The 24,896-nt window shown below is 68.7% G+C and carries 26 protein-coding genes and 1 tRNA gene; 13 read left to right on the top strand and 14 right to left on the bottom strand.

Going from position 1 to position 24,896, the window contains the following annotated elements:
• Positions 1-8 precede the first annotated feature (8 nt).
• The 6 genes from OHB24_RS11575 to OHB24_RS11550 all read right to left on the bottom strand — a co-directional run bounded on the left by OHB24_RS11575 (position 9) and on the right by OHB24_RS11550 (position 4,718).
• Positions 9-986, bottom strand: coding sequence for a helix-turn-helix domain-containing protein (locus OHB24_RS11575; protein ID WP_327638975.1), 978 nt, complete (start codon positions 984-986; stop codon positions 9-11).
• A 312-nt stretch (positions 987-1,298) separates the two neighbouring features.
• Positions 1,299-3,134 carry a hypothetical protein gene (locus OHB24_RS11570; protein WP_327638974.1) on the bottom strand — a complete coding sequence of 612 codons (1,836 nt, stop codon included), beginning with the start codon at positions 3,132-3,134 and terminating at the stop codon, positions 1,299-1,301.
• A complete protein-coding gene (locus OHB24_RS11565; protein WP_327638973.1) occupies positions 3,119-3,874 on the bottom strand; it encodes an ABC transporter ATP-binding protein in 756 nt (251 codons plus the stop codon). Before OHB24_RS11565 ends, OHB24_RS11570 begins: the two co-directional genes overlap by 16 nt.
• A 92-nt stretch (positions 3,875-3,966) precedes the next feature.
• A complete protein-coding gene (locus OHB24_RS11560) occupies positions 3,967-4,227 on the bottom strand; it encodes a Txe/YoeB family addiction module toxin (protein WP_327638972.1) in 261 nt (86 codons plus the stop codon).
• Positions 4,224-4,508, bottom strand: a complete 285-nt coding sequence (locus OHB24_RS11555; protein WP_327638971.1) for a type II toxin-antitoxin system Phd/YefM family antitoxin — start codon at positions 4,506-4,508, stop codon at positions 4,224-4,226. The genes OHB24_RS11560 and OHB24_RS11555 overlap by 4 nt, the downstream gene beginning before the upstream one ends.
• Positions 4,509-4,634: 126 nt before the next feature.
• Positions 4,635-4,718, bottom strand: a tRNA-Leu gene (locus tag OHB24_RS11550).
• Between the two features lie 169 nt (positions 4,719-4,887).
• Here OHB24_RS11550 and OHB24_RS11545 point away from each other — a divergent pair.
• The 6 genes from OHB24_RS11545 (at position 4,888) to pknB (ending at position 12,468) form a co-directional block, all read left to right on the top strand.
• Positions 4,888-5,733, top strand: a complete 846-nt coding sequence (locus OHB24_RS11545; RefSeq protein WP_327638970.1) for a DUF3662 and FHA domain-containing protein — start codon at positions 4,888-4,890, stop codon at positions 5,731-5,733.
• A gap of 10 nt (positions 5,734-5,743) precedes the next feature.
• Positions 5,744-6,226, top strand: a complete 483-nt coding sequence (locus OHB24_RS11540; protein WP_327638969.1) for an FHA domain-containing protein FhaB/FipA — start codon at positions 5,744-5,746, stop codon at positions 6,224-6,226.
• A 10-nt stretch (positions 6,227-6,236) separates the two neighbouring features.
• On the top strand, positions 6,237-7,646 hold the full coding sequence (locus OHB24_RS11535) for a PP2C family protein-serine/threonine phosphatase (RefSeq protein ID WP_327638968.1): 1,410 nt from the start codon (positions 6,237-6,239) through the stop codon (positions 7,644-7,646).
• Complete coding sequence (locus OHB24_RS11530; protein WP_327641051.1) at positions 7,643-9,040, top strand: FtsW/RodA/SpoVE family cell cycle protein; 1,398 nt, start codon at positions 7,643-7,645, stop codon at positions 9,038-9,040. Before OHB24_RS11535 ends, OHB24_RS11530 begins: the two co-directional genes overlap by 4 nt.
• Positions 9,037-10,491, top strand: a complete 1,455-nt coding sequence (locus OHB24_RS11525) for a peptidoglycan D,D-transpeptidase FtsI family protein (RefSeq protein ID WP_327638967.1) — start codon at positions 9,037-9,039, stop codon at positions 10,489-10,491. The genes OHB24_RS11530 and OHB24_RS11525 overlap by 4 nt, the downstream gene beginning before the upstream one ends.
• Positions 10,492-10,623: 132 nt before the next feature.
• Positions 10,624-12,468, top strand: coding sequence for a Stk1 family PASTA domain-containing Ser/Thr kinase (gene pknB, locus OHB24_RS11520; RefSeq protein WP_327638966.1), 1,845 nt, complete (start codon positions 10,624-10,626; stop codon positions 12,466-12,468).
• 59 nt (positions 12,469-12,527) lie between these two features.
• Here the strand turns inward: pknB and OHB24_RS11515 are convergent, their stop codons facing one another.
• Together OHB24_RS11515 and OHB24_RS11510 are read right to left on the bottom strand one after the other, a co-directional pair.
• Complete coding sequence (locus tag OHB24_RS11515; RefSeq protein WP_327638965.1) at positions 12,528-13,145, bottom strand: aminodeoxychorismate/anthranilate synthase component II; 618 nt, start codon at positions 13,143-13,145, stop codon at positions 12,528-12,530.
• 8 nt (positions 13,146-13,153) lie between these two features.
• Positions 13,154-13,924, bottom strand: coding sequence for a DUF881 domain-containing protein (locus OHB24_RS11510; RefSeq protein WP_327638964.1), 771 nt, complete (start codon positions 13,922-13,924; stop codon positions 13,154-13,156).
• Positions 13,925-14,026: 102 nt separating this feature from the next.
• Here OHB24_RS11510 and OHB24_RS11505 point away from each other — a divergent pair, with 102 nt between their 5' ends.
• Positions 14,027-14,287 (top strand): cell division protein CrgA, encoded by a 261-nt coding sequence (locus tag OHB24_RS11505; protein ID WP_327638963.1) that lies wholly within the window; start codon positions 14,027-14,029, stop codon positions 14,285-14,287.
• Positions 14,288-14,435: 148 nt separating this feature from the next.
• Here OHB24_RS11505 and OHB24_RS11500 read toward each other — a convergent pair whose 3' ends face one another.
• Positions 14,436-14,882 carry an Lrp/AsnC family transcriptional regulator gene (locus OHB24_RS11500; RefSeq protein ID WP_327638962.1) on the bottom strand — a complete coding sequence of 149 codons (447 nt, stop codon included), beginning with the start codon at positions 14,880-14,882 and terminating at the stop codon, positions 14,436-14,438.
• Positions 14,883-14,963: 81 nt separating this feature from the next.
• On the opposite strand from OHB24_RS11500, the gene OHB24_RS11495 reads away from it, so the two are divergent.
• The 5 genes from OHB24_RS11495 (at position 14,964) to OHB24_RS11475 (ending at position 18,754) form a co-directional block, all read left to right on the top strand.
• Positions 14,964-15,581 (top strand): PQ-loop domain-containing transporter, encoded by a 618-nt coding sequence (locus OHB24_RS11495; RefSeq protein WP_327638961.1) that lies wholly within the window; start codon positions 14,964-14,966, stop codon positions 15,579-15,581.
• Between the two features lie 47 nt (positions 15,582-15,628).
• Positions 15,629-16,237, top strand: a complete 609-nt coding sequence (locus OHB24_RS11490; RefSeq protein WP_327638960.1) for a hypothetical protein — start codon at positions 15,629-15,631, stop codon at positions 16,235-16,237.
• Positions 16,238-16,355: 118 nt separating this feature from the next.
• Complete coding sequence (locus tag OHB24_RS11485) at positions 16,356-16,880, top strand: EXLDI protein (RefSeq protein WP_327638959.1); 525 nt, start codon at positions 16,356-16,358, stop codon at positions 16,878-16,880.
• Positions 16,881-17,009: 129 nt separating this feature from the next.
• Positions 17,010-17,954 carry an ATP-binding cassette domain-containing protein gene (locus OHB24_RS11480; protein ID WP_131336829.1) on the top strand — a complete coding sequence of 315 codons (945 nt, stop codon included), beginning with the start codon at positions 17,010-17,012 and terminating at the stop codon, positions 17,952-17,954.
• Positions 17,951-18,754, top strand: a complete 804-nt coding sequence (locus OHB24_RS11475) for an ABC transporter permease (protein ID WP_327638958.1) — start codon at positions 17,951-17,953, stop codon at positions 18,752-18,754. Before OHB24_RS11480 ends, OHB24_RS11475 begins: the two co-directional genes overlap by 4 nt.
• On the opposite strand, the gene OHB24_RS11470 is transcribed toward OHB24_RS11475, so the two are convergent.
• The 3 genes from OHB24_RS11470 to sigJ all read right to left on the bottom strand — a co-directional run bounded on the left by OHB24_RS11470 (position 18,751) and on the right by sigJ (position 21,689).
• Positions 18,751-19,434 carry a pyridoxamine 5'-phosphate oxidase family protein gene (locus OHB24_RS11470; protein ID WP_327638957.1) on the bottom strand — a complete coding sequence of 228 codons (684 nt, stop codon included), beginning with the start codon at positions 19,432-19,434 and terminating at the stop codon, positions 18,751-18,753. The genes OHB24_RS11475 and OHB24_RS11470 overlap by 4 nt on opposite strands.
• Positions 19,435-19,487: 53 nt before the next feature.
• Complete coding sequence (locus OHB24_RS11465) at positions 19,488-20,663, bottom strand: NAD(P)/FAD-dependent oxidoreductase (protein ID WP_327638956.1); 1,176 nt, start codon at positions 20,661-20,663, stop codon at positions 19,488-19,490.
• A gap of 81 nt (positions 20,664-20,744) precedes the next feature.
• Entirely contained in the window at positions 20,745-21,689 is a 945-nt protein-coding gene (gene sigJ, locus OHB24_RS11460; RefSeq protein ID WP_327638955.1) for an RNA polymerase sigma factor SigJ, read from the bottom strand.
• A gap of 17 nt (positions 21,690-21,706) precedes the next feature.
• On the opposite strand from sigJ, the gene pdxR reads away from it, so the two are divergent.
• Positions 21,707-23,071, top strand: coding sequence for a MocR-like pyridoxine biosynthesis transcription factor PdxR (gene pdxR / locus OHB24_RS11455; RefSeq protein WP_327638954.1), 1,365 nt, complete (start codon positions 21,707-21,709; stop codon positions 23,069-23,071).
• On the opposite strand, the gene OHB24_RS11450 is transcribed toward pdxR, so the two are convergent.
• Both OHB24_RS11450 and OHB24_RS11445 read right to left on the bottom strand, forming a co-directional pair.
• Positions 23,058-23,942, bottom strand: a complete 885-nt coding sequence (locus OHB24_RS11450; RefSeq protein ID WP_327638953.1) for a hypothetical protein — start codon at positions 23,940-23,942, stop codon at positions 23,058-23,060. The two genes, pdxR and OHB24_RS11450, sit on opposite strands and share 14 nt — an antisense overlap.
• A 1-nt stretch (position 23,943) precedes the next feature.
• Positions 23,944-24,846, bottom strand: a complete 903-nt coding sequence (locus OHB24_RS11445; protein ID WP_327638951.1) for a hypothetical protein — start codon at positions 24,844-24,846, stop codon at positions 23,944-23,946.
• Positions 24,847-24,896: the final 50 nt, after the last annotated feature.

Below are 24,896 nucleotides of genomic sequence, written 5' to 3'. Positions count from 1 at the left end.
CGGCCTGGCTAAAGCCAGTCGCGTTTCGCGGCTTGGAAGGCCAGGCCGGTGCGGGTGTCGACACCGGCCAGCGCCATGAGGCGGTCGAGGCGGCGCTGGACGGTGCGGCGGCTGATGCCTAGTTGGTTGGCGATCGACTTGTCCGGTACGCCGCCTACGAGCAGGGAGAGCAGGAGCCGCTCAGAGTCGTCCAAGCCCTCGTCTACGTGCTTCTCCTCGGACTGCAGGCGCACTGGTGTCGCCAGCTCCCAGTAGCTCTCGAAGAGCGCCAGCAGCGCGTCCAGGAGCTGGCCGCGGCTGATGATCGCGGCTGACGGTTCACCGATGCTCTGCTCGTCGTCACGGACCAGAGGGCAGATGGCCGTCGACCGGTCCACGATCGCGATTCGGACCGGCAGCGTCGGCACCACCCGCGCCTCCTCGCCCCAGCTGACGCCTTCGGCGATCGAGTCCAGTTCACCGGGGGTCTCGATCAGTGCGCGCTCGTAGATGGCGCGGTACCGGACACCGCGGGACAAAGCGCCGTACTCCTCGGTGTTCTCGGCGCCCTGCATCGCCAGCGGGTTCGCGCGGCAGAACCAGAGGATCTCCTCGCGAGCCGAGTTCTGCAGGTCGCGCAGCCGTTCGCGGAGCGTGGCCGCGCCGACGATCACCTCGACCAGGTGGTGCGCGTCGCGCCGGCTCACGCTGGCCCGGAACTCCTCGCTGAGCGCGCTCACGGTCTTGCGGGCCGCCTCGAGCGACTCCTGGCGGCGCAGCAGCGTCGTACCGAAGGCGACGTCCGGCGGCAACGGCCGGAACACCGGATCCTCGGCCGGCTGCGCTGTCACCAGACCCTTGGCCTGCAATCGCTGCAGCACTTCGTCGGCCTGCGGCTGCGGCAACTTGGCGACCTCGGCCAGGTCGCCGGCCCTGGCAGCCGACAGTCCGACGAGCAGCCGGTAGGCGTGCTCCTCCCGTTCGTCCAGCAACGGACCGTCCGGCATCCGCCCCACCTCCGGGCACCACCTAACCAGGGTTTTCGATCGGGAAGCGAGCGCTTTCCCATTGGCACTGATGAGCCATGACACCGTCCCGCCATCACGCGACTGCTGAGCGACCGTCACTTTCCGGTCAGAAGCCTGCGGAACTCGCCAGCCGCCTAGTACCACCGCCCTGGAGAAGAGACCCAATGATGAGCTTGACCGACTACGCCGGCATTGCCGGCCTGATCGCCGCGGCCGCCGTCGCGATCTGGATGCTGCGCAACCACCGCACCGTCGCGCCCAACGCTCGGGCCGCGAGACATCGCGGCGCGCCTACCCTGCGGCTACCGCGACCGACCCGTCCGGAGCGTGCTTCTTCGCGCGGTAGTAGGTAAGCCCGCCGTAGGCGTACATCGACAACCCGAGCGCGGCCATCAGCACGATCACGACCCACTGCCACGGGCCGTCCTGGTAGAGGGCCAGGAACCATGACTTGGCGTCGTGATTGCCGGTGAGCTTGAAGATCGCCGGTACGACAGCCTGCGGGAACAACGGGATCGCCCCGAACCCGAGGCAGAAGCCGGCCAGCGTACGCCGCCACTTGGGGAGTGCATCGAACCCCGCGGTCTTCTTGGCCTGCTCCGCGGGCGATCTGCCATGCCTGAGCAGGGTGAGCAACTCAGGACCGCGCGCGTCGAGACGCCGGGCCGCCACGCGACCGAAGTACCACCAGGCGAGTACGCCGGACAGGACGCCGACCGGCACGCCCCACCAGCCGTAGTAGAGCGCCAGGATGAGCGCCGGTGCACAGGTCGTCGCGACCAGCACGAGCATCACGTAGACGATGCCCATCGTCTCGCCCTCGTTCTCACCCGAGTTGAGCGGGTTGCCGGACCGCTTGTGCGCATCGGTCGTCGGTACGGCGGCGTACACCGAGCACGCCACCACCAGACCCGCTGCACCACCGAGCAGTGCGGGCAGCACGCTCAGCACCAGCGGCCAGGCCCTGGTGTCGCCGGACCACCAGGTGAGCAGCACGGTGATCAGCAGCGTCAACGGACCGAAGACCAGCAGGAATGCCCGCTGCCGCGCCCGCACGTCCGCCCGGCTCGAGCCGGGCGTCATGAGGGTGGTCCAGAACGCAGTACCGTCCGAGCCGTACAGGTTGGCGGCCATCGAGCCCGCCATCACCACAGCGGCCGGACCGGCCCACGGCAGCATCGACTTCATCCCGATCGCCAACGGCATCATGCAGAAGAACAGTCCGTAGGCGACGGCGAACACAGCTCGGTGACCGTAGAGCAGGTCGCGTGTCCACGACCGGAGCTCCTTGGCGGCCGCAGCGCCTTCAGGTGTTCTCGCCGTCAGCAGTCGCCTCGGCTTCCGGCCGGCACGAGTGACCGTCGTACGTCGTACCAGCAGGGCCGACCACGCCAGAAGCATCACCACAGCGAGCACTACGAGCCCTGCCAGCGCAGCAAGCACTTCGAGCCAGTCGCCGCGTCCGGCCGCTTCCACAGCCACCAGACCCCAACCGGACGGGGCAATGCGCGCTGCCTTCGCGACAGTGCCCTGTACGTCGGTGGACACGAACGCGACGATCAACGCCCACCCCTGTGCGGTGAACGCCAGGATGAACGCGTTGACCAGCGCTGCGATCACCGCACCGGCCCGCACCTGCAGCAGTACGCCGTACACCGCGACAGCGAGCCGGGACGCCAGGACGAAGCAGAGCAGCTGCAGCAACAGTGCGGGCACCGCAACCAGAGCGGCGACGACGCCCCCGCTCACAACGAACAGACTGAGCAACGCGATCAGGCTGATGACAGGTGCCACCCCGGCCAGCGCAGCCACCAGCAAGCCAGTGGAGAGCGTGCGCGGCGGCAGCGGCATCATCGTGAAGTACTCGGGCTTCAGCGTCTCGTCGCCACCGCCGGCGAACAACGGCCCGACCACCCAGCCCAGCATCCAGACCGCGAGTACGACGACCAGTACGTCGTGATCGCCCCGCGCCGCGACCCAGAGCATGCCGCCCGCGAGCGCCAGGCCGACGAACCCGCCCGTGATGATCCACGACCGCCGGAACTGGTCCTCGAGCGCATGCCGGAACGCGGCCAGCCGCATCCGGACCAGCGTGCGCGACGTCCCGTACGTCAGTGCGAGAGCCACGTCAGCCCCTCCGCGCCACGGGTCGACGCACCGACCAGCGACACGAACGCGTCCTCCAGGCTGCCGCCGGCCTGCACCTCCGCAACGGTGCCCGCGGCAACGACTTTTCCGTCCGCGACCACCGCGACGCGATCACACAACTGCTCGACCAGCGCCATCACATGGCTCGACATCACCACCGACCCGCCGCCCGCGATGAACCGGTGCAGGATGGTCCGGATGGTCGCTGCCGACACGGGGTCGACGGCCTCGAACGGCTCGTCCAGCACCAGCAGTCGCGGCGCGTGCAGCAGCGCGACCGCGAGCCCGAGCTTCTTCCGCATCCCGGTCGAGTAGCCGATCACCTGCTTGTCGTCCTCGTGGTCGAGCTCGAGTACCTCCAGCAACTCGGCGGCCCGCCGCGCGACCTCGTCCTCGGGCAGTCCACGCAACAGGCCGAGGTACGTCAGCACCTCGCGCCCGGTGAGCCGCTCCGGCATCCCGAGCCCGTCCGGCAACACACCCACCAGCGCCTTGGCCTGGGTCGGCTCGTGCCAGACGTCCACGCCGAAGATCCGCGCCGTACCGCCGTCCGGACGCAACAGCCCGACCGCCATCGACAACGACGTCGTCTTCCCTGCCCCGTTCGGCCCCAGCACCCCGAAGAACGACCCGGCCGGCACCTGCAGGCTGAGATCGTCCACCGCCCGCTCGTCACCGAAGACCTTGGTCAGCCCGTCGAGCTCCAACGCATGCTCCATGCGAAGAACTGTCCCACCGCCCCCCGCAAACCCGCGTCACCCTGACGGTGGACCCACCCCATCATCTGTTCGGCGGAGCGGGCGTAGCCCGGTCAGGGACCGTAGTGGTAACGGCACGCGATGATGTGGATTCCGTCGTCGGCGATCCGGTAGACGAGCCGGTGCTCCGAGTTGATGCGCCTCGACCAGTAACCGGCGAACTCGTGCCGTAGTGGCTCCGGCTTACCGATGCCGTCGTGGCCGTTGCGATCGATGTCCTCGATCAACTGGTTGATCCGCTTGACGAGCTTGCGATCGTTGGCCTGCCACCACAGGTAGTCCTCCCAACCGCGGTCGAGGAAGACCACCTTCATGCAGCGCCACCCGCCCTGCCTTGGTCATCGGCGGAGTCGGGGTCGACCAATTCTCGGATGGTGCCGTCGCCCGCCCTGTCCTGCTCGATCGCCTCGCGCAACCGCCTCGCGTTGGCCGGCGACCGCATCAGGTAGTCGGTCTCCTTCAGTGACTCGTACTCCGCCAGCGTGACAACGACGACAGGCTCATGCCCGGCGCGGGTGATCACCAACTCCTCCGCGTCGCTCTCGACCGCGTCGAGGGCCGCAGCCAGGTTCGCGCGCGTCTCCGTAAAACTCATCGTCTTCACGGTGTACAGAATAACGTACATCTCAGAGATTCGTGGACGTCCGCAGGATCCTCCGAAAGGACGAAAGTTCCCCAGGACAACGCAAAAGTCCCGGTCGGATCGACCGGGACTTCGTTGTGCGCGAGGGGGGAGTTGAACCCCCACGCCCTTTCGGGCACACGGACCTGAACCGTGCGCGTCTGCCTATTCCGCCACCCGCGCGCAGTCGCCTGATACAGCTCTTGGCGACGAGAAGGAACAGTAGCACGGGTTCTACCGGTGCTTCACATTGCGGGTTCGGTCGAACCTCCCGATACGATCGATCGTCGTACCCGGTGTGTCCGCCCGACCGGAGGACATCTGTTGGCGTACCGACCGTGGAGGAGGAGGCGTGCGACCGCTACAGCGCTTCGAGCGACGCCTGGAAGGCATTGTGAGCGGTGTCTTCGCGCGCGCTTTCAAGGGCGACGTCGAGCCGATCGAACTGGCCGCCGCCCTCAAGCGTGAGATCGACAACACCGCGCGGATCCTGTCCCGGGACCGCCGGCTGGTGCCGAACCACTTCACGATCGAGCTCGGTCCGGACGACTTCGAGCGGCTGAACGCCTACGGCCGGACCCTGAACCACGAGCTCGCCAACGAGCTGCGGGACCACGCCGACATCCAGCGGTACACGTTCTCCGGGCCCATCGACATCGAGCTGGTCCAGCAAGATGAGCTCCCGACCGGTAAGTTCCGGGTGGTCAGCGAGACGCTCGGGACGCCCCAGCGGCGCCCGGAGCCGTACCAGCAGCCCGAGCCCCAGCCCTACCAGCAGGAGCCCTACGTGCCGCCGAACCCGCCGCCGGTTGTTCCGCAGTACCAGCAACCGCAGCCGCCAGCACAGCAGCAGCAGCCGCGCCGCGGGCACCCGCAGGTGATGCTCGAGGTGAACGGCCGCCGCCGCCCGGTGAACCCGCCCGGTGTGGTGCTCGGCCGCGGTACCGACGCCGACATCCAGATCAACGACCCGGGCGTCTCCCGGCGGCACGCTGAGATCCGCCTGATGCCGGAGGGCCCGGGCGGTATCCGGGTGGTGATGGTCGACCTCGGCTCCACCAACGGCACGCTGGTGAACGGCCGCCGGACCACCGAGGCCGAGCTGGTGGACGGCTCGACGGTCCGGATCGGCAACACCACCATGACGCTGCGTCTCGCGGACGAGCCGATGGCCCAGCCGCCGAGCAGCGGGTGGTGACTGACCTTCCATGTCGGAACTGACCCTGACCCTGATCAAACTGGGGTTCCTGGCCCTGTTGTGGATGTTCGTCCTCGCGGTGCTGTCCGTGATCAGGTCCGACCTGTTCGGCGCGAAGGTGGACAGCCGGGCCGCGGCTGCCGCCGTCCCGCAGAACTCCCGTACGCCGAAGCCCGCGAAGCCGGCCAAGAAGCGCAAGGGCCTGCCCGCGTCGGTGACGATCGCGGACGGCCCGCAGGCCGGGGTCGGTGCGTCACTGGGCGACGAGCCGGTGATCATCGGCCGTGGGTCGGACTGCCAGATCCGGCTCGACGACGACTACTCCTCCACCCGGCACGCCCGGGTGTTCCAGTCCGAAGGCCAGTGGTGGGTCGAAGACCTCGGCTCCACCAACGGCACGTACCTTGACGGCCAGCGGGTCACCCGCCCGGTCCCGGCCGAGATCGGCGGTTCGATCCGGATCGGCCGGACGACGCTGAACATCGCGAAGTAGGCCTGCCTCGATGACCCTGTCGCTCGACTACGCAACCCTCTCCGACGTCGGACGGGTGCGCCGCAACAACGAGGACTCGGCGTACGCCGGTCCGCACCTGCTGCTGCTCGCCGACGGGATGGGCGGCGCGGCAGCCGGTGAGGTGGCCAGCGCGGCGGCGGTCCAGGTGATCCGGCGGCTGGACACCCCGGAGATCAGCGGCGAAGACATGATCGAGGCGCTGGCCGGCGCGGTGCACCGGGCCAACGAGCGGCTGTCCGAGCTGGTCGAGGAGGACCCCGAGCGCGAGGGCATGGGCTCGACGGTCACCGCGCTGATGTTCGACGGCAAGCGGCTCGGCCTGGCGCACCTGGGCGACTCCCGCGCGTACCGGCTGCGGGACGGCCAGCTGTACCAGCTGAGCCACGACCACACGTTCGTGCAGTCGCTGGTCGACGAGGGCCGGATCTCCCAGGAGGAGGCCTTCACCCACCCCCACCGGAACCTGATCCTGCGCGTCCTCGACGGCCGCCCGGACTCCGACCCGGACCTGGAGATGCTCGACGTCCAGGCCGGCGACCGGCTGATGCTGTGCAGCGACGGCCTGCCCGACTACGTGAGCGACGAGGTGATCGCGGCCTCGATGGCCTCCGGTACGCCGGACTCGGTCGTCGTCGAGCTGATCACGCACGCGCTCGAGGCCGGCTCGAACGACAACGTCACCGTCCTCGTCGCGGACGTCGTCGAGACCGAGCCCGCGAGCGGCGTGCAGCCGCAGCTGGTCGGTGCCGCCGCCGAGCTGGCGCAAGGCAGCACGGGGCGCGGCGAGCCGACGGTCGCGGTCCGCACCGCCGGTGGTGACGGCCACGGCGGCGGTGGTCACGGCGGCACGCTGGACCCGGAGGAGCTGCGGTACGCGCCGCGTCCCCCGAAGCGGTTCGCGTGGCTGCGGCGGATCGCCGTACTGATCGTCGTTCTCGGCCTGATCGGCGGCGGCGGCTGGTTCGCGTACAGCTGGACCCAGAAGCAGTACTACGTCGGCACCGACGGCGACTACGTGGCGATCTTCAAGGGCATCGAGGCGGATCTCCCCGGGTTGTCGCTGTCGAAGGTCTACGAGCGGCAGACGCTGCAGGTCGACAAGCTCCCGACGTACAGCCGGGAGCAGGTCGAGGCCAACATCCAGGCGGACGACCTGCCCGGCGCGCGCTCGATCGTGGCGGAGCTGCAGCACACCGCTGCCGAGTGCGCCGCCAAGCCGACCACGACGCCCAAACCGTCGACGCCGGTGCCATCGACGCCTGTGCCGTCCAGCAAGCCACCAGCCTCGACGCCGGTTTCGAAGCCGCCGGCCTCCTCGCCGCCCGCGTCGACGGCCCCGACCGGTACGGCGTCGCCGAGCACGCCGGTCGACCCCGACGACTGCGACGGGGTCCGATGAGCATCGCCTCGACGTCCGTCATCCAGATCATCCCGCGTACTCGGCGCGGGGTGGAGTTGCTGCTGCTCGTGATCGCGGTCGCTGTATCGGTCGCCGCTTACGTGAACATCGGCGTCACCGTGCAGAACGCCGTACCGGCCAGCACCGGGTACTACGCGGCCGGGATCGGGCTCCTCGCGCTGATCGCCCACCTCGCGCTCCGCTACCGGGCGCCGTACGCCGACCCGGTGCTGCTGCCCTGCGCCGTGCTGCTGAACGGCCTCGGCGTCGCGATGATCCATCGGGTCGACCTCGGCCTGGCCATCGTCGCGGAGGCGAAGGGCAACACCCCGAAGGCGGCCGCGGCGCCGCAGCAGATCACCTGGACCGCGGTCGGCATCGTGCTGTTCCTGGTCGTCATCCTCGTGATCAGAGATCACCGCCGGCTGCAGGCGCTCACCTACACCGCCGGCCTGGCCGGTCTGGTGCTGCTCGTACTGCCGCTGATCCCCGGCCTCGGCGTGAACCTGAACGGCGCCCGGATCTGGATCCGGCTGGCCGGCATGTCCTTCCAGCCCGGTGAGTTCGCGAAGATCTGTCTGGTCGTGTTCTTCGCCGGCTACCTGGTGGTGAAACGCGACGTCCTGACGCTGGCCGGGCACCGCTTCCTCGGGCTCGATCTGCCGCGGGCCCGCGACCTCGGCCCGATCGGGATCGCCTGGGCGGTCAGCCTCGGCGTCCTGGTGTTCGAGAGCGACCTCGGTTCGTCCCTGCTGTTCTTCGGCCTGTTCCTGTTCCTCTTGTACGTCTCCACCGAGCGGGCCGGCTGGCTGATCATCGGCGGCCTGCTGTTCGTCGGCGGCGCGTACTTCGCCTACGCGACGTTCGGCCACGTGCACCGCCGGGTCACCGACTGGCTGAACCCGTGGGCGATCGACGGCGGCCAGGTGAAGCTCGGACTGATGGGTCAGTCCTGGGGCGGCATCCTCGGCCGCGGTCTCGGCCAGGGCCACCCGGAGGCCACGCTGTACGCGCAGAGCGACATGATCATCTCCTCGTTCGCCGAGGAACTCGGGCTGACCGGGCTGATCGCGATCCTGCTGGTGTACACCCTCATCATCGAGCGCGGCCTGCGGACCGCGCTCGGCTGCCGGGACATCTTCGGCAAGCTGATCGCGACCGGTCTGGCGATGTCGTTCGCGCTGCAGGTGTTCGTGATCGTCGGCGGCGTCACCGGGCTGATCCCGCTGACCGGTCTGGCCACCCCGTTCATGGCCCTCGGCGGTACGTCGCTGGTCGCCAACTGGGCGATCATCGCGCTGCTGCTGCGGATCAGCGACCAGGCGCGGCGGCCACAGACCCCGGCCGCTCCGGTCTCCGACGAAACGATCGCGATGGCGGTGCAGAAGGCATGAACTCAGCGATCCGGCGACTGGCCGTGGCGGCGATCATCCTGATGCTCGCGCTGATGGCGAACTCGACGTACCTGCAGGCCTTCCGGGCGAACGAGATCAACGGCCGCAACGACAACAACCGGGTCCGCGACTCCCAGTTCTCGGTGAACCGCGGCCCGATCCTGATCGGCAGTACGCCGGTCGCGCAGAGCAAGGAGTCCGACGACCGGTTCAAGTACCAGCGCACGTACCCCAACGGCCAGGTGTACGCGCCGGTGACCGGGTTCTACTCGTACCTGTTCGGCCGCGGCGGTATCGAGTTGACGATGAACGCCGAGCTGAACGGCTCGGACCCGTCGATGGCGTTCCGGCGGATCATCGACGTGATCAGCAACCGTCCGCAGCAGGGCGGCAGCGTGACCCTGACCCTGAACGCCGCGGCCCAGCAGGCGGCGTACAACGGCCTGGCCGGGAAGACCGGTGCGGTGGTCGCGATCGAGCCGAAGACCGGGCGGATCCTGGCGATGGCCAGCCGGCCGTCGTACGACCCGAACCTGCTCGCCTCGCACGACACCGAGAAGGTCGGCAACGCCTGGAAGAACCTGAACGCCGACAAGAGCAAGCCGCTGTCGAACCGCGCGGTGCAGGAGCTGTACCCGCCCGGGTCGACGTTCAAGCTGGTCACCGCGGCGGCCGCGCTGTCCAGTGGCAAGTACACGCCGGAGAGCAAGGTGAACTCGCCGGCCGAGCTGCCGCTCCCGCAGACCACGGTCCCGCTGGTGAACGAGGACGGCAAGAACTGTGGCGGCAGCAACAGCGCGACGCTGACGATCGCGCTGCGCTACTCCTGCAACACCGCGTTCGGCACCGTCGGCATGGCCCTCGGCGCGGACGCGCTGAACGAGCAGGCCGCGAAGTTCGGCTTCGGCGCCAAGCCGCTGACCGAGCTGCCGGCCGTGGCCACCAGCCAGTTCCCCGGCGACCCGAACGAGCCGCAGACCGCGCAGTCGGCGATCGGGCAGTTCGACGTCCGCGCCACCCCGCTGCAGATGGCGATGGTGGCGGCCGGGATCGCGAACAAGGGCGAGGTGATGAAGCCGTACCTGGTCCAGAACGTGAAGACCCCGGACCTGAAGACGGTCTCGGAGACCAAGCCGGAGTCGCTGCACCAGGCGGTCACGCCGCAGGTCGCGGCCCAGCTGACCGCGATGATGGTCGACGTCGTCAACAACGGCACCGGCAAGCCCGGGCGGATCTCCGGAGTCCAGGTGGCCGGCAAGACCGGTACGGCGCAGACCACGAAGGAGCGCCCGCCGTTCGCGTGGTTCACCGCGTTCGCGCCGGCCGAGGACCCGAAGGTGGCCGTGGCGGTGCTGATCGAGGACGCGAACATCCCGCGCAACGACATCGCGGGCGGCACCTTGGCGGCTCCGATCGCCAAGAAGGTGATGGAGGCGGTGCTAGGCCAATGAACAGCCGATGAGCACCATACGGAATGATGCGATGACAGCGCGTCTTTCCAACGGGGATCCGCGTGTGGCGGCCGCTACCGTGGGCAAGTTGAGTGTTTTGGGTCTAGTGCAGACAGGTTGGAAGGCTGAGTCATGACATCGCAGGCACGTCTCGTCGGCGGCCGGTACGAAGAAGGCGAACCGCTCGGCCGCGGCGGCATGGCGGAGGTCCGCAGGGGCCTCGACAACCGGCTCGGCCGGAGCGTCGCGATCAAGCGGCTGCGCGTCGACCTCGCGAGTGACGCCACCTTCCAGGCGCGGTTCCGGCGCGAGGCCCAGTCGGCCGCGTCGCTGAACCACCCGACGATCGTCTCGGTCTACGACACGGGCGAGGAGCCGGACCCGAACGGTTCCGGCGTCACCATTCCGTACATCGTGATGGAGCTGGTGACCGGCAAGACGCTGCGGGACCTGATCCGCGAGGGCCGCAAGATCATGCCGGAGCGGGCCCTGGAGATCACCTCCGGTGTCCTCGAGGCGCTCGACTACAGCCACCGGGCCGGCATCGTGCACCGCGACATCAAGCCCGGGAACGTGATGCTGACCCCGCAGGGCCAGGTCAAGGTGATGGACTTCGGTATCGCCCGCGCGGTCGCCGACACGTCCTCCACGATGACCCAGACCGCGGCCGTGATCGGCACCGCGCAGTACCTGTCCCCGGAGCAGGCCCGCGGCGAGACCGTGGACGCCCGCTCCGACCTGTACTCGACCGGCTGCCTGCTCTACGAACTCCTCACCGGCCGACCCCCGTTCGTCGGCGAGTCGCCGGTGTCGGTGGCCTACCAGCACGTCCGGGAGCAGCCGCTGCCGCCGTCCTCGTTCGACCCTGACATCCCGCCGGAGGTCGACGCGGTCGTCCTGAAGGCGCTGGCGAAGAGCCGCGAGGAGCGGTACCAGAGCGCGTCCGAGATGCGCGCCGACATCCACCGGGTGCTGGCCGGCCAGCAGGTGACCGCGCCGATGGCGGCGGTCGCGGAGACCCGGTCGATGGCGCCGACCGCGGTGGCGGCGACGGCCGCGACCCAGCAGTACCACCAGACCTCGGCGAACGACCTGCTGCCGCCGGGCGGCGACGACCTGGACGAGGCGCAGGACGCGCGGTCCCGCCGCAACCGCGGCCTGGCCTACTTCCTGCTCGGCCTCGCGATCGTCGCGGTCGCGGTCGGTGCGTACGCGCTGTTCTCGAACATGAACAAGGACGACAAGGCCGGCGGGGGCGGGACATCCGCCACCCCGCCCGCCAAGGTCGCCGTACCGGATGTCAGCGGCAAGTCGGTCGCCGCCGCGACCGCGTTGCTCGCCGACCAGGGTCTGAAGTTCGCGGTGGGACCGGCGGAAACCAGCGACACGGTCGGCCGCGGCTCCGCGATCCGGCAGACCCCGACAGCGGGCACCGAGGCCGAGCAGGGTTCGGTGGTCACCGTGGTGTTCTCGTCCGGGCGAAGCGCGTTCCCGGTGCCGGACGTGATCGGCAAGTCGGAGTCCGCGGCCCGCAAGGCGCTCGAAGGCACGTCCGCGAACTTCGAGGTCAAGGACAAGACGGTCGAGCAGGACAGCGACCAGAAGAAGGGCATCGTGCTCGCGGTCAGCCCGGACCCGAGCGGGCAGTACCCGTCGGGTCAGGAGTTCACCCTGACGATCTCCAGCGGCAAGACGAACGTCGACGTACCGAATGTCGTCACCCAGACGTTCGACGACGCGAAGCTGACGCTCGAGCAGGCCGGCTTCCGGGTCGGGCAGACGTTCGGCAACGACCAGAACCAGGCCGAGGGGACCGTCCTCAACCAGTCCGTGAAGGCCGGCACCAAGGCGCCGAAGGGCACGCTGATCACGCTGACCGTGAACAAGCTGCAGCCCACCACCCCACCGACGAGCGAGCCGACCGAGACGCCGACGACGACACCGTCGACGCCGACCATCACGATCCCCGGCGGCTGATCCCTGAACGACAGAACCCCCGGAGCGCGCTCGCTCCGGGGGTTCTTCGGTTCTACGGACTAGCTGACGACCGGTGCGAGGCCGGCGGAGCGGGCGACCGCGTCCGGGTCGCCGCAGATCTCGAGCCAGTTCGCGAGCATCCGGTGGCCGCCCTCGGTCAGCACCGACTCCGGGTGGAACTGCACGCCCTCGACCGGGAGGTCGCGGTGCCGGGCCGCCATGATCACGCCGGCCTCGGTCCGCGCGGTCACCTGGAGCTCGTCCGGCACGCTGTCCTGCGCGATCGCCAGCGAGTGGTAGCGGGTCGCGGTGAACGGCGACGGGAGCCCGGACAGTACGCCGGCGCCCTCGTGGAACACCTGGCTGGTCTTGCCGTGCAGCAGCTCGTCCGCGCGGCCGACGACCCCGCCGTACGCGACGCCGATCGCCTGCAGGCCGAGGCACACCCCGAAGATCGGGACCTCGCGGCCCTTCTCCTTCACGATGTCGACGCAGGCGCCGGCCTCTTCCGGCGTACCCGGACCGGGGGAGAGCAGCACACCGTCGTACTCACCGGCCTCGTCCGGGGTGACCTCGTCGTTGCGCAGCACGGTGGTGTCGGCCTGCAGTTGCTGCAGGTACTGCACCAGGTTGTAGACGAAGGAGTCGTAGTTGTCGACGACAAGGATCCGCGGCATGCGGTCCATTATCGCCCGGTGACGGTCGGGCTTGTCGAGGGAGTCCGCGGGAAGCCGGGGACCGTCGCGCTCTGCAGGTCCAGGGTGCCCTCGTAGGCCGGCATCGAGATCGACGACTCGTTCTTCACGTCGTACCCGAGCTGGAACTTCACCACGTAGTCCTGCAGGTTCTCGATGTACTGCGAGTCGTCGAGCGCCTTCTGCAACTTCCGCCGGTCCCCGATCGCGGTGATCTTGTACGGCGGGAGGTACGGGACGCCGTGCAGTACGACGGAGTTGCCGACGCACTTGATCCCGGTGGTGGAGATGACGCGGTGGTTCTGGATCGAGATCGCGTCCGCGCCGCCGGCCCAGAGCGCGTTCACCACCGCCTGGATGTCCTGCTGGTGGATCACCAGCCAGTCGGCGTCGACGTCCGGGTTCTCCTTGACGACCTCGGACGGCGCGTCCTTCAGCGTCACGGTCAGCCCCGGCCCGGTGACCGGCGTGGTGCCGACCGCGTCGGACAGGTCCTTGAGCTGCTTGGCCAGCGCCGGGTCGATCGACCCCTGCTGCGCCTGGAGCTTCTCGATGTCCTGGGTGAGGGCGGCGTGCTGGCGGACCAGGCTCGCGCTGCGCCGACTCTGTTCCTCCACGAGGCCTGCGAGCGTAGTGTTGCGGCTGGGCCGGAGGTCGGTGCCCCGGGCGTTGGTGGCGCTGGTCGCGAACAGCAAACCGGCGCACAGGAGCGCCAGTGGCGCAACCGCACGCCACAGCGAAATCCGCCTCAACCTACGCACCCGTGATCTCCATATTGCTCTCTGCACTACGCTAACCCGGACCGGACCCGCACCAGGTCCTCGCGGTCAGCTTATGCGTCCGTCCTTACAAGGAGTTCAGTCGTGCCCGAGTCGAGCAGTCGCCCCAAGAAGAAGACCGAGAAGGTCAAGGCCGAGAAGACCCCGAGGAAGCCGCGTACCACCGGTCGCGTGTGGGTCGCGCCACTGATGCTGGCGTGCTGGCTGCTCGGCCTCGCCTGGCTGGTCGTCTTCTACGTGGCGGGCACGGACATCCCCGTGATGAAGGACCTCAACAACTGGAACCTGCTGATCGGCATGGGCCTGATCGCCGTCGGCTTCATCGTCTCCACCCAGTGGGTCTGACGGAGTTATCCACACCCGTATCCCCAGTTGTGCACACCGATTCTGGTGAGTTATCCCCAGGTTGGGAGATAGTTCTCCACTGAAAGCGACCGAAACTCGCTCAAATCTGTGGATAAGTCGGGTTTGAGCGAGGCTGTTTCCACATCGTTCAGGTTGGCAGCGGGCGGTTGTCCACGACCTTCTTCATCACGATTGTGGATGTCAGGCGCTGCACGCCGGGCAGTCGCGCCAGCCGCTCGTCGCGCAGTTTCTGGAACGCGGCGATGTCCGCGGTGACCACCCTGACGAAGTAGTCCGGTTCCCCGAACAGCCGCTCGGCCTGCACCACCTCGGGGATCTCGGCCAGCCCGGCTTCGAACCCGGCGACCGATTCCTCCCGGTCCATCGTCACCGCCAGCAGCACCTCGAACCCGTGCCCGACCGCGGCTCCGTCGACGACCGCGCGGTACCCACGGATCACCTTGGCCCGCTCGAGCTCCCGCAACCGCCGATGACAGGGCGCAGCACTCAACCCGACCCGCTGCGCGAGCTCGGTGACCGTCAGCCGACCGTCTTCCTGGAGCACAGCAAGAATATTGCGATCAATGGTGTCCACGGCAAAGATCTTATCCCCCAACGGATCCGAGCGGCACGAAGTTGCACGAATCCGTCGGCGATTCAGCAGTAATCTTGCGCCATGCTCGACCTCCTGCCCATCATTGCCGCCTGCTTCGGCATCCCGCAGTACCTTCCGCAGATCCTCAAGCTGCGCCGGACCGGTGACACGGCCGGTGTCTCCTGGTCCTGGGCGACGCTGACGAGCATCAACAACGCGGCGTGGTTCGGCTACTTCATGGCATCGGGCTACTGGACCGCGAGCCTGCCCTCCACCGCCGCGGCAACGCTCGCCGGCACCCTCTCGGTGATGCTGGTACGCCGTGGAGCGCTGAACGCACGCGCCGTCGGCTGGATCGCAGGCTGGGCCGGACTGCTCGCGGCCGGCGCGATCGTCGGCGGCCGCATCGGATTGGGCACCCTGCTCGCCGCCGCCTCGATTGTCCAGGTGACGCCTTCGCTGTGGACGGCGTACCGAACCGCGCGCCCGTCGGGGATCTCTTCGGCCACCTGGGCGCTGGTCCTCGGCGAGCTGTCCTGCTGGCTCGTCTTCGGCCTGTGGAACGCCGACGTACGTCTGACCACCCTCGGCGCCACCGGCGTGCTCGCGAGTCTGCTGATGCTCGCCCGGGCACGCGCTACCAGCCGTCAGCGAACCGTCACGACTGACGCCGTCGACGCCGGGAACAGCCGGGCGTAACGTCGAAATCGCCAGTGAACGATTCGCGAGACAGGGAGGGTTCTCAGATGTTCGTTCAGGTCATTCAGGGGCAGGTCACCGATGCCGAGCAGGCCCACACGGCGATGGATCGGTGGATGGAAGAACTGGCGCCCGAGGCGTCCGGCTGGCTGGGGACCACCGCCGGTGTCACTTCGGACGGCAAGTTCATCGCGCTGGCTCGTTTCGACTCCGCCGACGCCGCACGGCGGAACAGCGACAGCCCGGCGCAGGACAAGTGGTGGCACGAGTTCTCGTCGCTGCTCAGCGACGGAGCCACCTTCCACGACACGGAGGACGTGGTCCTCGACACGCAGGGCGACCCGGACGCTGCCGGATTCGTCCAGGTGATGCAGGGCGCCGGCAGCAACCCGGAGCGCGCACGGGAGCTGATGGGTCAGCACCGCGACGAATGGGCCGCGTTCCGGCCCGACATGCTCGGCAGTGAGGTCGCCATGTACGGCAGCGGCGACTACACGATGGCGATGTACTTCACCACCGAGGCCGAGGCCCGCGAAGGCGAACGGAAAGAGGTGCCACCGGAACTGAAGGCGGAGATGGACGAGATGAACAGCCTCGCCTCCGGCCCGCCGACGTTCTACGACCTCGAGCACCCCTGGCTGTACTCACCCAAGTAGACAGCCACTCAGAGGCGGCCGCGACGGATCCCGTCGCGGCCGTCTCCTTCTACGTAGGGATATACGTAGACATGTGCGCACCCGTGTGCGTATAGTTCTACGTAGGAGGAGACAAGCGATGCCGAACAAGACGATCTATGTGTCCGACGACGACCTGGCGCTGTACAAGCGGGCCCAGGAACTGGCCGGGAACCTGTCCTCGGCGATCTCGATCGCACTGCGCAAGTACGTCGAGATGGAAGAGGGCCGGTTCGAGGGGTACGAGGAGATCACCGTGCGGGTGGGCCGGGGCACCGGCCGCAAGCAACGGTTCTCCGGCGTACTGCTCGCCGAAGGCGGCCGGTCGAGCAGTACCGGGTACGAGGCCTTCAAGGTCTACCGCAGCCGGACCGGCAAGTTCGTCCTGCACGCGGACCGCCGCAGCCAGTTCAAGCAGAACGCCGACGACGAGCGCTTCCTCACCGGGTGGCGTTCCTGGGTCGGCAACTGGAGCTCCGACCAGTCCTGGAGCATGGCGCAGGGCGAGGCCACCCTGCACGTCGTGGACACGGTCGACGAGCTCCGCGAACTGATCCCCGAGGACCTCTACCAACTCGTCGAGGAGGCCGCCGATCAGCCGGCGGTCGAGGATCTCGACATCTAACTGAACCTCACCCACCACCGAACGCCGCCAGGCCGTTCGGCTGGTGAGGCACGCCCGAATCCTCCTCCCGCAGACCCGTCAACCACCCGGGTCAGGTTCACCCTGCCCGAAATCACCCAAGGATCCCTCATGTCAGCAGCGATCGACGTCCGCGGACTACGCAAGTCCTACGGCGAGAAACTCGTGCTCGACGGCATCGACCTGAACGTTGCCGAAGGCACCATCTTTTCCCTGCTCGGCCCGAACGGCGCCGGCAAGACCACCGCGGTGCAGATCCTGTCCACCCTGGTCGCCGCCGACGCCGGCGAGATCCGGGTGGCCGGCCACGACCTGCACCAGTCGCCCGAAGCGGTCCGTGCCGCGATCGGCGTCACCGGCCAGTTCTCCGCGGTCGACGGCCTGATGACCGGCCGCGAGAACCTGATCCTGATGGCCGATCTGCACCACCTCGGCAAGCAGGAGGCCCGCCGCCGGGCCGACGAGCTGCTCGAGCAGTTCGACCTGGCGGAGGCCGGCAAGAAGCTCGCGTCGACGTACTCCGGCGGTATGAAGCGCCGGCTCGATCTGGCGATGACGCTGGTCGGGAGCCCGCAGATCATCTTCCTGGACGAGCCGACCACCGGTCTCGACCCGCGCAGCCGGCATCGCATGTGGACCTTGATCCGCGAACTCGTCGCCGGCGGCGTCACGGTCCTGCTCACCACGCAGTACCTGGAAGAAGCCGATCAGCTCGCCGACCGGATCGCAGTCCTCGACCACGGGCGACTGGTCGCCCAAGGTACGGCGGAAGAACTCAAACGACTCGCACCGGGCGGACACATCCGGCTGCGGTTCACCTCACCGGAGGAGTTCACGCTCGCCGGTCAGGTGCTGCCGACCGCCGTACCGAATCCCGAAGCACTGGTTCTGCAGGTACCGAACGACGGCAGCGTGCACGCGCTGCGCGACCTGCTGGCCCGGATCGACGACGCCTCGCTCGAGGTCGACGAACTGACTGTCCACACCCCCGACCTGGACGACGTGTTCTTCGCCGTCACCGGTCAGCCCAAGTCCGAAGAGGTGACCGCACGATGAGCGCTACCGCAACCGTCCGGATCCGGCCGATGGCCGACATCGGCACCATGCTGCGCCGCAACCTGCGGCACGCCCAGCGGTACCCCGGCCTGTCGCTCGGCGCCCTCGGGATGCCGGTGATCATGATCCTGCTGTTCGGCCTGATCTTCGGCGACACCTTCTCGGCTGGGCTCGGCGGCGCAGGAGGGGTCGACTACATCGACTTCCTGACCCCAGGCATCCTGCTGATGTCGATCGCGTCCGGGACGATGTCGCCCGCGGTCGCCGTCTGCATGGACATGTCCGAGGGCATCGTGGCCAGGTTCCGGACGATGGCGATCTTCCGGCCGGCCGTGTTGACCGGACACGTGCTGGGCAACGTGCTCGTGACGATCGTCAGCCTGGCCCTGGTGGTCGGCTTCGCGGTTCTGATCGGGTTCCGCCCGAACGCGTCGATCGGGGACTGGCTGCTGGCGGCCGTGCTGCTGATCGGGTTGACCATCGGCCTGACCTGGTTCGCGATCGCGCTCGGGCTGACCAGCAAGACGCCAGAAGGTGCGAGCAACGTCGTACTGCCGATCAGCTTGCTGCTGCCGTTCCTGAGCAACACGTTCATCCCGCTGGAGGCGATGCCGAGCGGCATCCGGTGGTTCGCCGAGTACCAGCCGTTCACCCCGATCATCGACAGCCTGCGGCACCTGCTGCTGGGTACGCCGATCGACGCCAGCAGCGGCTGGCTCGCCGCCGCCTGGTGCGTGGCGATCGCGGTGGTCGGGTACTTCTGGGCCCAGTCCAGCTACAACAAGGGGACCGTCGCCTAGAAGGACGGTGCGCCCAGGACGTTCGCGCGGCTGCGGATGTGGGCGGGGACCATCAGGTCGCAGTCGGGGTTGTTCTCCGGTTCGCCGGCGACGACTTGGAGGGGGATCACGCCTGTCCAGTAGGGCAGGTCGAGGTCCTCCTCGTCGTCGTTGGCGGGTCCGGAGCGGGTCTTCACCGAGGCCTCGGTGAGGGAGAGCGCGAGCACCGAGGTCTTCGCCAGCTCCTTGCGGTTCGGTCCCCGGACGGCGGCCGACCGGCCGGGGACGAGGTGGTCGACGATCCGGTTGAGGGCGTGCTGCTTCTCGTCCGGATCGGTGACCAGCCGCGGTACGCCGAAGATGACCGCGGACCGGTAGTTCACCGAGTGGTGGAACGCGGACCGGGCCAGCACCAAGCCGTCGGTGTGCGTGACGGTCACGCACACGGTCTGCTCCGGGGCCGCGACCACGCTGCGGGCCGCGACCGAGCCGTGCAGGTACAGCTCCCCGTCCGGTCCGCGGTCCAGGTCCACGCCGTACGCCGTCGGCAGTACGAGCGGAGCGCCTTCGAGAACTACGCCGAGGTGGCAGAACATGCCGTCGAGCAGTACGTCGTACAGCGCCTGCCGCTCGGTGGCGGCACGTTCCTTCGAGCGACGCAACGAGGTCCGGGCGGTCGGCTGCAACGGCGTAGTGGTCATGTAACTAGGTTCACCTGCGAGTGGCCTGGTGGCACGGGCCATTCCGGGTCGAATCAGCTAGTCCATTCGTTCAGCGGGACGGGCTGGTTGATCACGTGACGGCGCCGGGTGGGCAGGCCCATCGTCGGGTTCTCCGTGCCCCAGGCGGCGCCCTTGCAGATCAGCTCCTTGTAGACGGCGGCCACGCGTCCCCGCAGAGTCGCGTTGACGGCGCGGTCGTCGGTGGTGACGTACTGGACCAGTCCGTCCTTGCGCCCCAGCGAGATGCACTGGTTGAAGTAGAACAGCGGCGCGTGCGGGAGCTTGCCACCGGTCAACCGGGCGGCGATGGAGTCGGCCGCCTGCCATGCCATGGGCTGACCCGAGGCGCAGGACATCCGCAGCGGCTTGTTCTTCGAGCCCATCGCGTACGCCGCGTCGCCGACGGCGTACACGTCCGGGTGCGAGACGGACCGCATGGTCTCGTCGACCACGATCCGCCCGGTGTCGCTGACCTCCAGCGAGGTCGACTCGACGATCGGGTGTACGGCGAACCCGGCCGTCCACACCGTGACCGCGGCCGGGATCGCGCCGCTGTCTGCCGTCGTCAGCTGATCCGTGTCGACGCTCGTCACTGCGGCGTGCTCGTGCACGGTGATGCCGAGCCGGTCGGCGACCTTCCGGAGGTGCCCGCGTCCCTTGGGCGACAGCCAGTCGCCCAGCTCGCCGCGGACGACGAGCGCGACGTCGAGATCCGGCCGCGACTCGGCGAGCTCGGTCACGAACTCCACACCCGTCAGGCCGCCACCGACCACGGTCACGGTCTGTCCGGCGGCCAGTGACGTCAGCCGCTCACGCAGCCGGAGGGCACCGGGCCGACTTGCGATCTCGTAGGCGTGCTCCGCGACACCCGGAACGCCCTGCGGGTTCCACCGGCTGCCGAGTGCGTACACGAGGGTGTCGTACTCCAACTCCTCCGAGTCCAGCGTGACCGTCTTGCGGTCGACGTCCACCCCGGTGACCTTCGCGAGCTTCAGTTCGACGCCGGTCCCGGCGTACATCTCCTCGAACGGGCGCAGCTTGAGGTCCCGGCCGGTGGCCACCTCGTGCATCCGGACCCGCTCCACGAAGTCGGCTTCGCCGTTCACGAGCGTGACGCTGACCTCGTCGCGGTACAGCCGGGCGGCGACACGGCCGGCGGCGACGGCTCCGGAGTACCCGGCGCCGAGAACTACGATGCGGTGCTTCATATTCGTACTCCTGTCTGATGCGGTGTCCCCCTTGAACCGGGCAGGCCGCCGTTTCATGACAGGTAGGCGATGTGAAGCAGGTCACAGGATCGTCGTGAGTGGTTCCCCGTGATCGGAAGCGGCGAACAGTTCGGTCGCGCGCGCCAGCTTGTCCGGGTTCGCCTGGGTGCGTACGGCGGTCACACCGTCGGCGCTGACCTCGGGGCAGATGACACCGATGACCTCGCCGTTCACGACCACCACGAGCGCGGGTTCGCTGTTGGCCGGCCAGGCGTAGACCTCCGCCTGACCGCCGATGTACAGGCGCTTCGCCTCGGTCGGTTTGAACATGCCGCGCAGGAAGCGGGCGACCGCGAGCGCGCCTTCGACCGCGGTGGTCCGGGCCGCGACCTTGCCGCCGCCGTCGCCGATCGAGACGGCGTCGGCGGTGAGCAGCCGCACGATCGAGTCGGTCTGGCCGCTGGTCGCGGCGGCGAGGAACTCGTCCACGATCCGCCGCGCCACGGCCTCGTCGACCTCGGTGCGCGCCCGTCCGTCCGCGAGGTGCTGCTTGGCCCGGCGGAAGATCTGCTGGCTGGAGGACTCGCTGATCTCGAGGATCTCGGCGATCTCCCGGTGCGCGTAGTCGAACGCCTCCCGCATTACGTAGACCGCTCGCTCGTTCGGCGACAGCCGTTCCATCAGCGTGAGTACGGCGTACGACACCGACTCACGCTGTTCGACGGTGTCCGCCGGGCCGAGCATGGGGTCGCCGTCGAGCAGCGGCTCGGGCAGCCACTGGCCGACGTACGTCTCCCGCCGCGCGCGTGCGGAGGAGAGCTGGTTGAGGCAGAGGTTGGTGAGAACCTTCGTCAGCCACGCCTCGGGGATCTCGATCCGGGCGATGTCCGTGGCCTGCCAGCGCAGGAACGTCTCCTGTACGGCGTCCTCGGCCTCGCTCGCCGAGCCGAGCAGACGGTACGCGATGGCCTCGAGCCGACCTCTGGACCCCTCGAACCGGGACACGTCCTCCGCGGTCATCGTCATACTGCGATCCTAATGTCGTGCAGACTTCGCTGCCGCTGACGATCGACCGGGCCGCCGGACTGCCGTTGCACCTGCAGCTCGCGGAACAGTTCCGGGCGGCGGTGCTGGACGGGCGGCTCCAGGCCGGTCATCGGCTGCCGTCCACGCGCGACCTCGCGCGGGAGCTCGGGGTCTCGCGGTCTGTGACGCAGGCGGGGTACGACCAACTGCACGCCGAGGGCTGGATCGAGGGGCGGACCGGCGCCGGGACCTTCGTCACGGACGTCGTCCCGCTGCAACCCGCCGTACGACGACGCACGCAGCACCTGCCCGATGCCGACGCGAAACTCCTGACGCTGCGCCCGGGCATCCCGTACATCGCCCCGACGCCTGATCCGGGCTGGCGGCGAGCGTGGCGTGAGGTGTCCACCCAGTCACCTCCGGGCGGGTACGACGACGCGGCCGGCCTTCCCGCGCTGCGCGCTGCCCTCGCGGACCACGTCGCCCGGGTCCGCGGCATCGCCTGCGGCCCGGAGAACGTACTCGTCACCAACGGCACCGTCCACGGGCTGCGGCTGCTGCTCACGGTCACGCGGCAACCCGGCGACCGGATCGCGATCGAGGACCCCGGGTACCTGAACGCGGTCGTCGCCGCCCGCGACCACCGGCTCGAGATCGTCGACGTCCCGGTCGACGAGGACGGTCTGCAGGTCGGCGCGCTGACCGACGCTGCCGCCGTCTACGTGACGCCGTCGCACCAGTACCCGCTCGGCGGCCGGCTGCCCGTTGCCCGGCGCAACGAACTGGTCCGCTGGGCACGTCGCACCGGGAGCCTGCTGATCGAGGACGACTACGACAGCGAGTTCCGGTACGACGTCGCGCCGCTGCCCGCGCTCGCCCAGCTGGACCTGGAGCTGGTCGTCCATCTCGGGACGTTGTCGAAGACGTTGAGCCCTGCGCTCCGTCTCGGCTGGCTGGTCGCGTCCGAGGCGATGGTGGATCGGCTCGCCACGTTCCGGGCCGACTCCGGCGACTGGCCCGGCTGGCCGATGCAGGCCGCGATGCTCGCCATGCTCCGCGACGGGTACCTGGACCAGGCTGTTCGCCGCGGGCGCCGGCTGTACGCGGACCGTCGTACGCACACGTGCGCGGTGCTGTCGCCATACGGTCAGGTCGTCGGCCAGGACGCGGGACTGCACATCACGCTGCTGCTTCCCGATGACGCCGACGACCAGCGGATCGCGGCCGCGGCCCGTGAGGCCGGCGTCGTGGTCGCGCCGCTGTCCGAGTACCGCCGTACGGTGCCGGGACCGCCAGGGCTCGTGATCGGCTACGCGACTCCGTCGACGTCCGATCTGCACCGCGCCCTGACGATCCTGACCGAGATCCTCAGTCGCCGTTGAGGGGGTCGATCGCGGGCGTACCGCCCCAGCGGAAGTAGACCGGATCCTTGAAGCTCGGCCCGGAGACGCTCAGGTGGTTGATCACGGTCGCCGTACCGTTGGCACGCCCAACGGCATACGAGTGCGCGGTCCGGGTGTCCTTGTCGATGCCGACCAGGAGCGTCCCGTAGTTGCCGCACTTGCTCGCGACCAGCTTCTCGAAGCCCTGCCAGGTCCGCGTCCGCACCGGCTTGACGATCGGCTTCATCGGCGACGTGGTCGGGATCCGGATCGTGTAGAGCGCACCGCCCCGGGTGTTCGCCAGGAAGGTGTCGTACGTCGCCGTCTTGCTGATCAACGCCATCGACTTCACGGCGGAGAACCCGGGCGCGGAGCCGGTCTTCTTGAACAGCCAGCGGTCGGCGCTCCATCGGAACAGCGTGCCGTCAGCGCGCAGCCCGTACGCCGTCGTCCGGTTGCTGAACTCGGAGACCTCGACCGCCGCGTAGTTCGACCAACCGCCGCCCACCGGCTGCAGCTCGGCCGGCCCGTCCGGCATGATCTCGTTCATCAGGTCGATGGTGTACTCGCGGTAGTACAGCGTGTCGCCTTCCACCACCCAGCCGTGGTTGGTCGCGCCCCAGCTGTACGCATCGCTCGTGAACGACGTACTGAGCCGGACCTGTCCTGGCTCGAAGACGCCGAAGATCGGGCCGGGCTGCCCGACGTTCTGCGGTGGCCAGCCGACCGTGATCCCACCGTTGTTGTGCGCACCGCTCGCGAGCACGGAGCCCGGCGCGAGCGAACATGACTGGGCCGTCGCGGCCTGGGCAGTAGGCGCCGTGACTGCCGCGGCGATCAGCGTCACCACGGCAGCGAGAATCCGCTTCACATCAGTCTCCGTTGAGGGGGTCGAGGTACCAGACGACGCCCCAGCGGTAGTAGACCGGATCCGGGAACGTTCCGTTGACCTTGCCGAAGCTGTTGATCACCGTCGACATGCCGTTGGTGTGACCGACGGCGTACACGTAGCCGGACCCGGTGTCCTTGTCGATGCCGAGCAGCAGCGTGCCGTAGTTGCCGCACTTGCTCGCGATCATCGTCTCGAAGCCCTGCCAGGTCTTGGTCCTGACCGGCGTGACGATCGGCTTCATCGGCGAGGTGATCGGGATGCGGATGGTGTAGAGCGCACCGCCGCGCGTGTTCGCGAGGAACGTGTCGTACGTCGGGGTCTTGCTGATCAGAGCCATCGACTTGACCGCCGCGAAGCCGGGCGCCGACCCGGCACTGCGCCAGCCTCCGCCGACGGTCCAGCGGAACAGCGTCCCGTCGTTCCGCAGCGCGTACGCCATCCAGTGCCAGGTCTTACCTTGCTCGAAGTGCGAAACCTCGAACGCCGTGAAGTTCGACCAGCCGCCGCCGATCCGGCTGGTCTCGTCGATCCCCGCATTGAAGTTGTAGGACCGGCTGTACAGCGCGTCACCGACCACCGCGTAGCCGGAGCGGGTGGTGCCGGCGGGGTTGGCCTCGCCTTCGAACGTGGAGCTCAGGCGGACCTGGCCTGCCGGGAAGACCGACGGGCCGAGGGGAGCCGGTGTGGTGATCGTCGGCGGCATGCCAGCCGTGACAGTGACGGCGGTCTGCGCGCCGGCAGGGGTGACCGACCCCGCGATCGTCGAGCAGGCCTCGGTCGCGGCACCGGCCGCGGTTTCCGTGGCGTGCGCGGACGGCACGAAGCTCGCGGCGGTCAACCCCACCACCCCGGCCAGACTGAAGACAGCTTTGCGTCGCTTCACGGTCCCTCCCAGATCTAGTTCTTCCATAGACCTTGATGCGGGACGGAGCG

This window comes from Kribbella sp. NBC_00482, from assembly GCF_036013725.1.
GTDB lineage: Bacteria > Actinomycetota > Actinomycetes > Propionibacteriales > Kribbellaceae > Kribbella.
Note: the sequence above shows the minus strand (reverse complement) of the source record. Positions and strands in the feature narration are given on the sequence as shown.

Coding starts and splice junctions, on each gene's coding strand:
- OHB24_RS11575 (WP_327638975.1), bottom strand. CDS start 986: ATGCCGGACGGTCCGTTGCTGGACGAACGGGAGGAGCACGCCTACCGG.
- OHB24_RS11565 (WP_327638973.1), bottom strand. CDS start 3,874: ATGGAGCATGCGTTGGAGCTCGACGGGCTGACCAAGGTCTTCGGTGAC.
- OHB24_RS11560 (WP_327638972.1), bottom strand. CDS start 4,227: ATGAAGGTGGTCTTCCTCGACCGCGGTTGGGAGGACTACCTGTGGTGG.
- OHB24_RS11555 (WP_327638971.1), bottom strand. CDS start 4,508: ATGAGTTTTACGGAGACGCGCGCGAACCTGGCTGCGGCCCTCGACGCG.
- OHB24_RS11540 (WP_327638969.1), top strand. CDS start 5,744: ATGTCGGAACTGACCCTGACCCTGATCAAACTGGGGTTCCTGGCCCTG.
- OHB24_RS11535 (WP_327638968.1), top strand. CDS start 6,237: ATGACCCTGTCGCTCGACTACGCAACCCTCTCCGACGTCGGACGGGTG.
- OHB24_RS11530 (WP_327641051.1), top strand. CDS start 7,643: ATGAGCATCGCCTCGACGTCCGTCATCCAGATCATCCCGCGTACTCGG.
- OHB24_RS11525 (WP_327638967.1), top strand. CDS start 9,037: ATGAACTCAGCGATCCGGCGACTGGCCGTGGCGGCGATCATCCTGATG.
- pknB (WP_327638966.1), top strand. CDS start 10,624: ATGACATCGCAGGCACGTCTCGTCGGCGGCCGGTACGAAGAAGGCGAA.
- OHB24_RS11515 (WP_327638965.1), bottom strand. CDS start 13,145: ATGCCGCGGATCCTTGTCGTCGACAACTACGACTCCTTCGTCTACAAC.
- OHB24_RS11495 (WP_327638961.1), top strand. CDS start 14,964: ATGCTCGACCTCCTGCCCATCATTGCCGCCTGCTTCGGCATCCCGCAG.
- OHB24_RS11490 (WP_327638960.1), top strand. CDS start 15,629: ATGTTCGTTCAGGTCATTCAGGGGCAGGTCACCGATGCCGAGCAGGCC.
- OHB24_RS11485 (WP_327638959.1), top strand. CDS start 16,356: ATGCCGAACAAGACGATCTATGTGTCCGACGACGACCTGGCGCTGTAC.
- OHB24_RS11480 (WP_131336829.1), top strand. CDS start 17,010: ATGTCAGCAGCGATCGACGTCCGCGGACTACGCAAGTCCTACGGCGAG.
- OHB24_RS11475 (WP_327638958.1), top strand. CDS start 17,951: ATGAGCGCTACCGCAACCGTCCGGATCCGGCCGATGGCCGACATCGGC.
- OHB24_RS11470 (WP_327638957.1), bottom strand. CDS start 19,434: ATGACCACTACGCCGTTGCAGCCGACCGCCCGGACCTCGTTGCGTCGC.
- OHB24_RS11465 (WP_327638956.1), bottom strand. CDS start 20,663: ATGAAGCACCGCATCGTAGTTCTCGGCGCCGGGTACTCCGGAGCCGTC.
- sigJ (WP_327638955.1), bottom strand. CDS start 21,689: ATGACGATGACCGCGGAGGACGTGTCCCGGTTCGAGGGGTCCAGAGGT.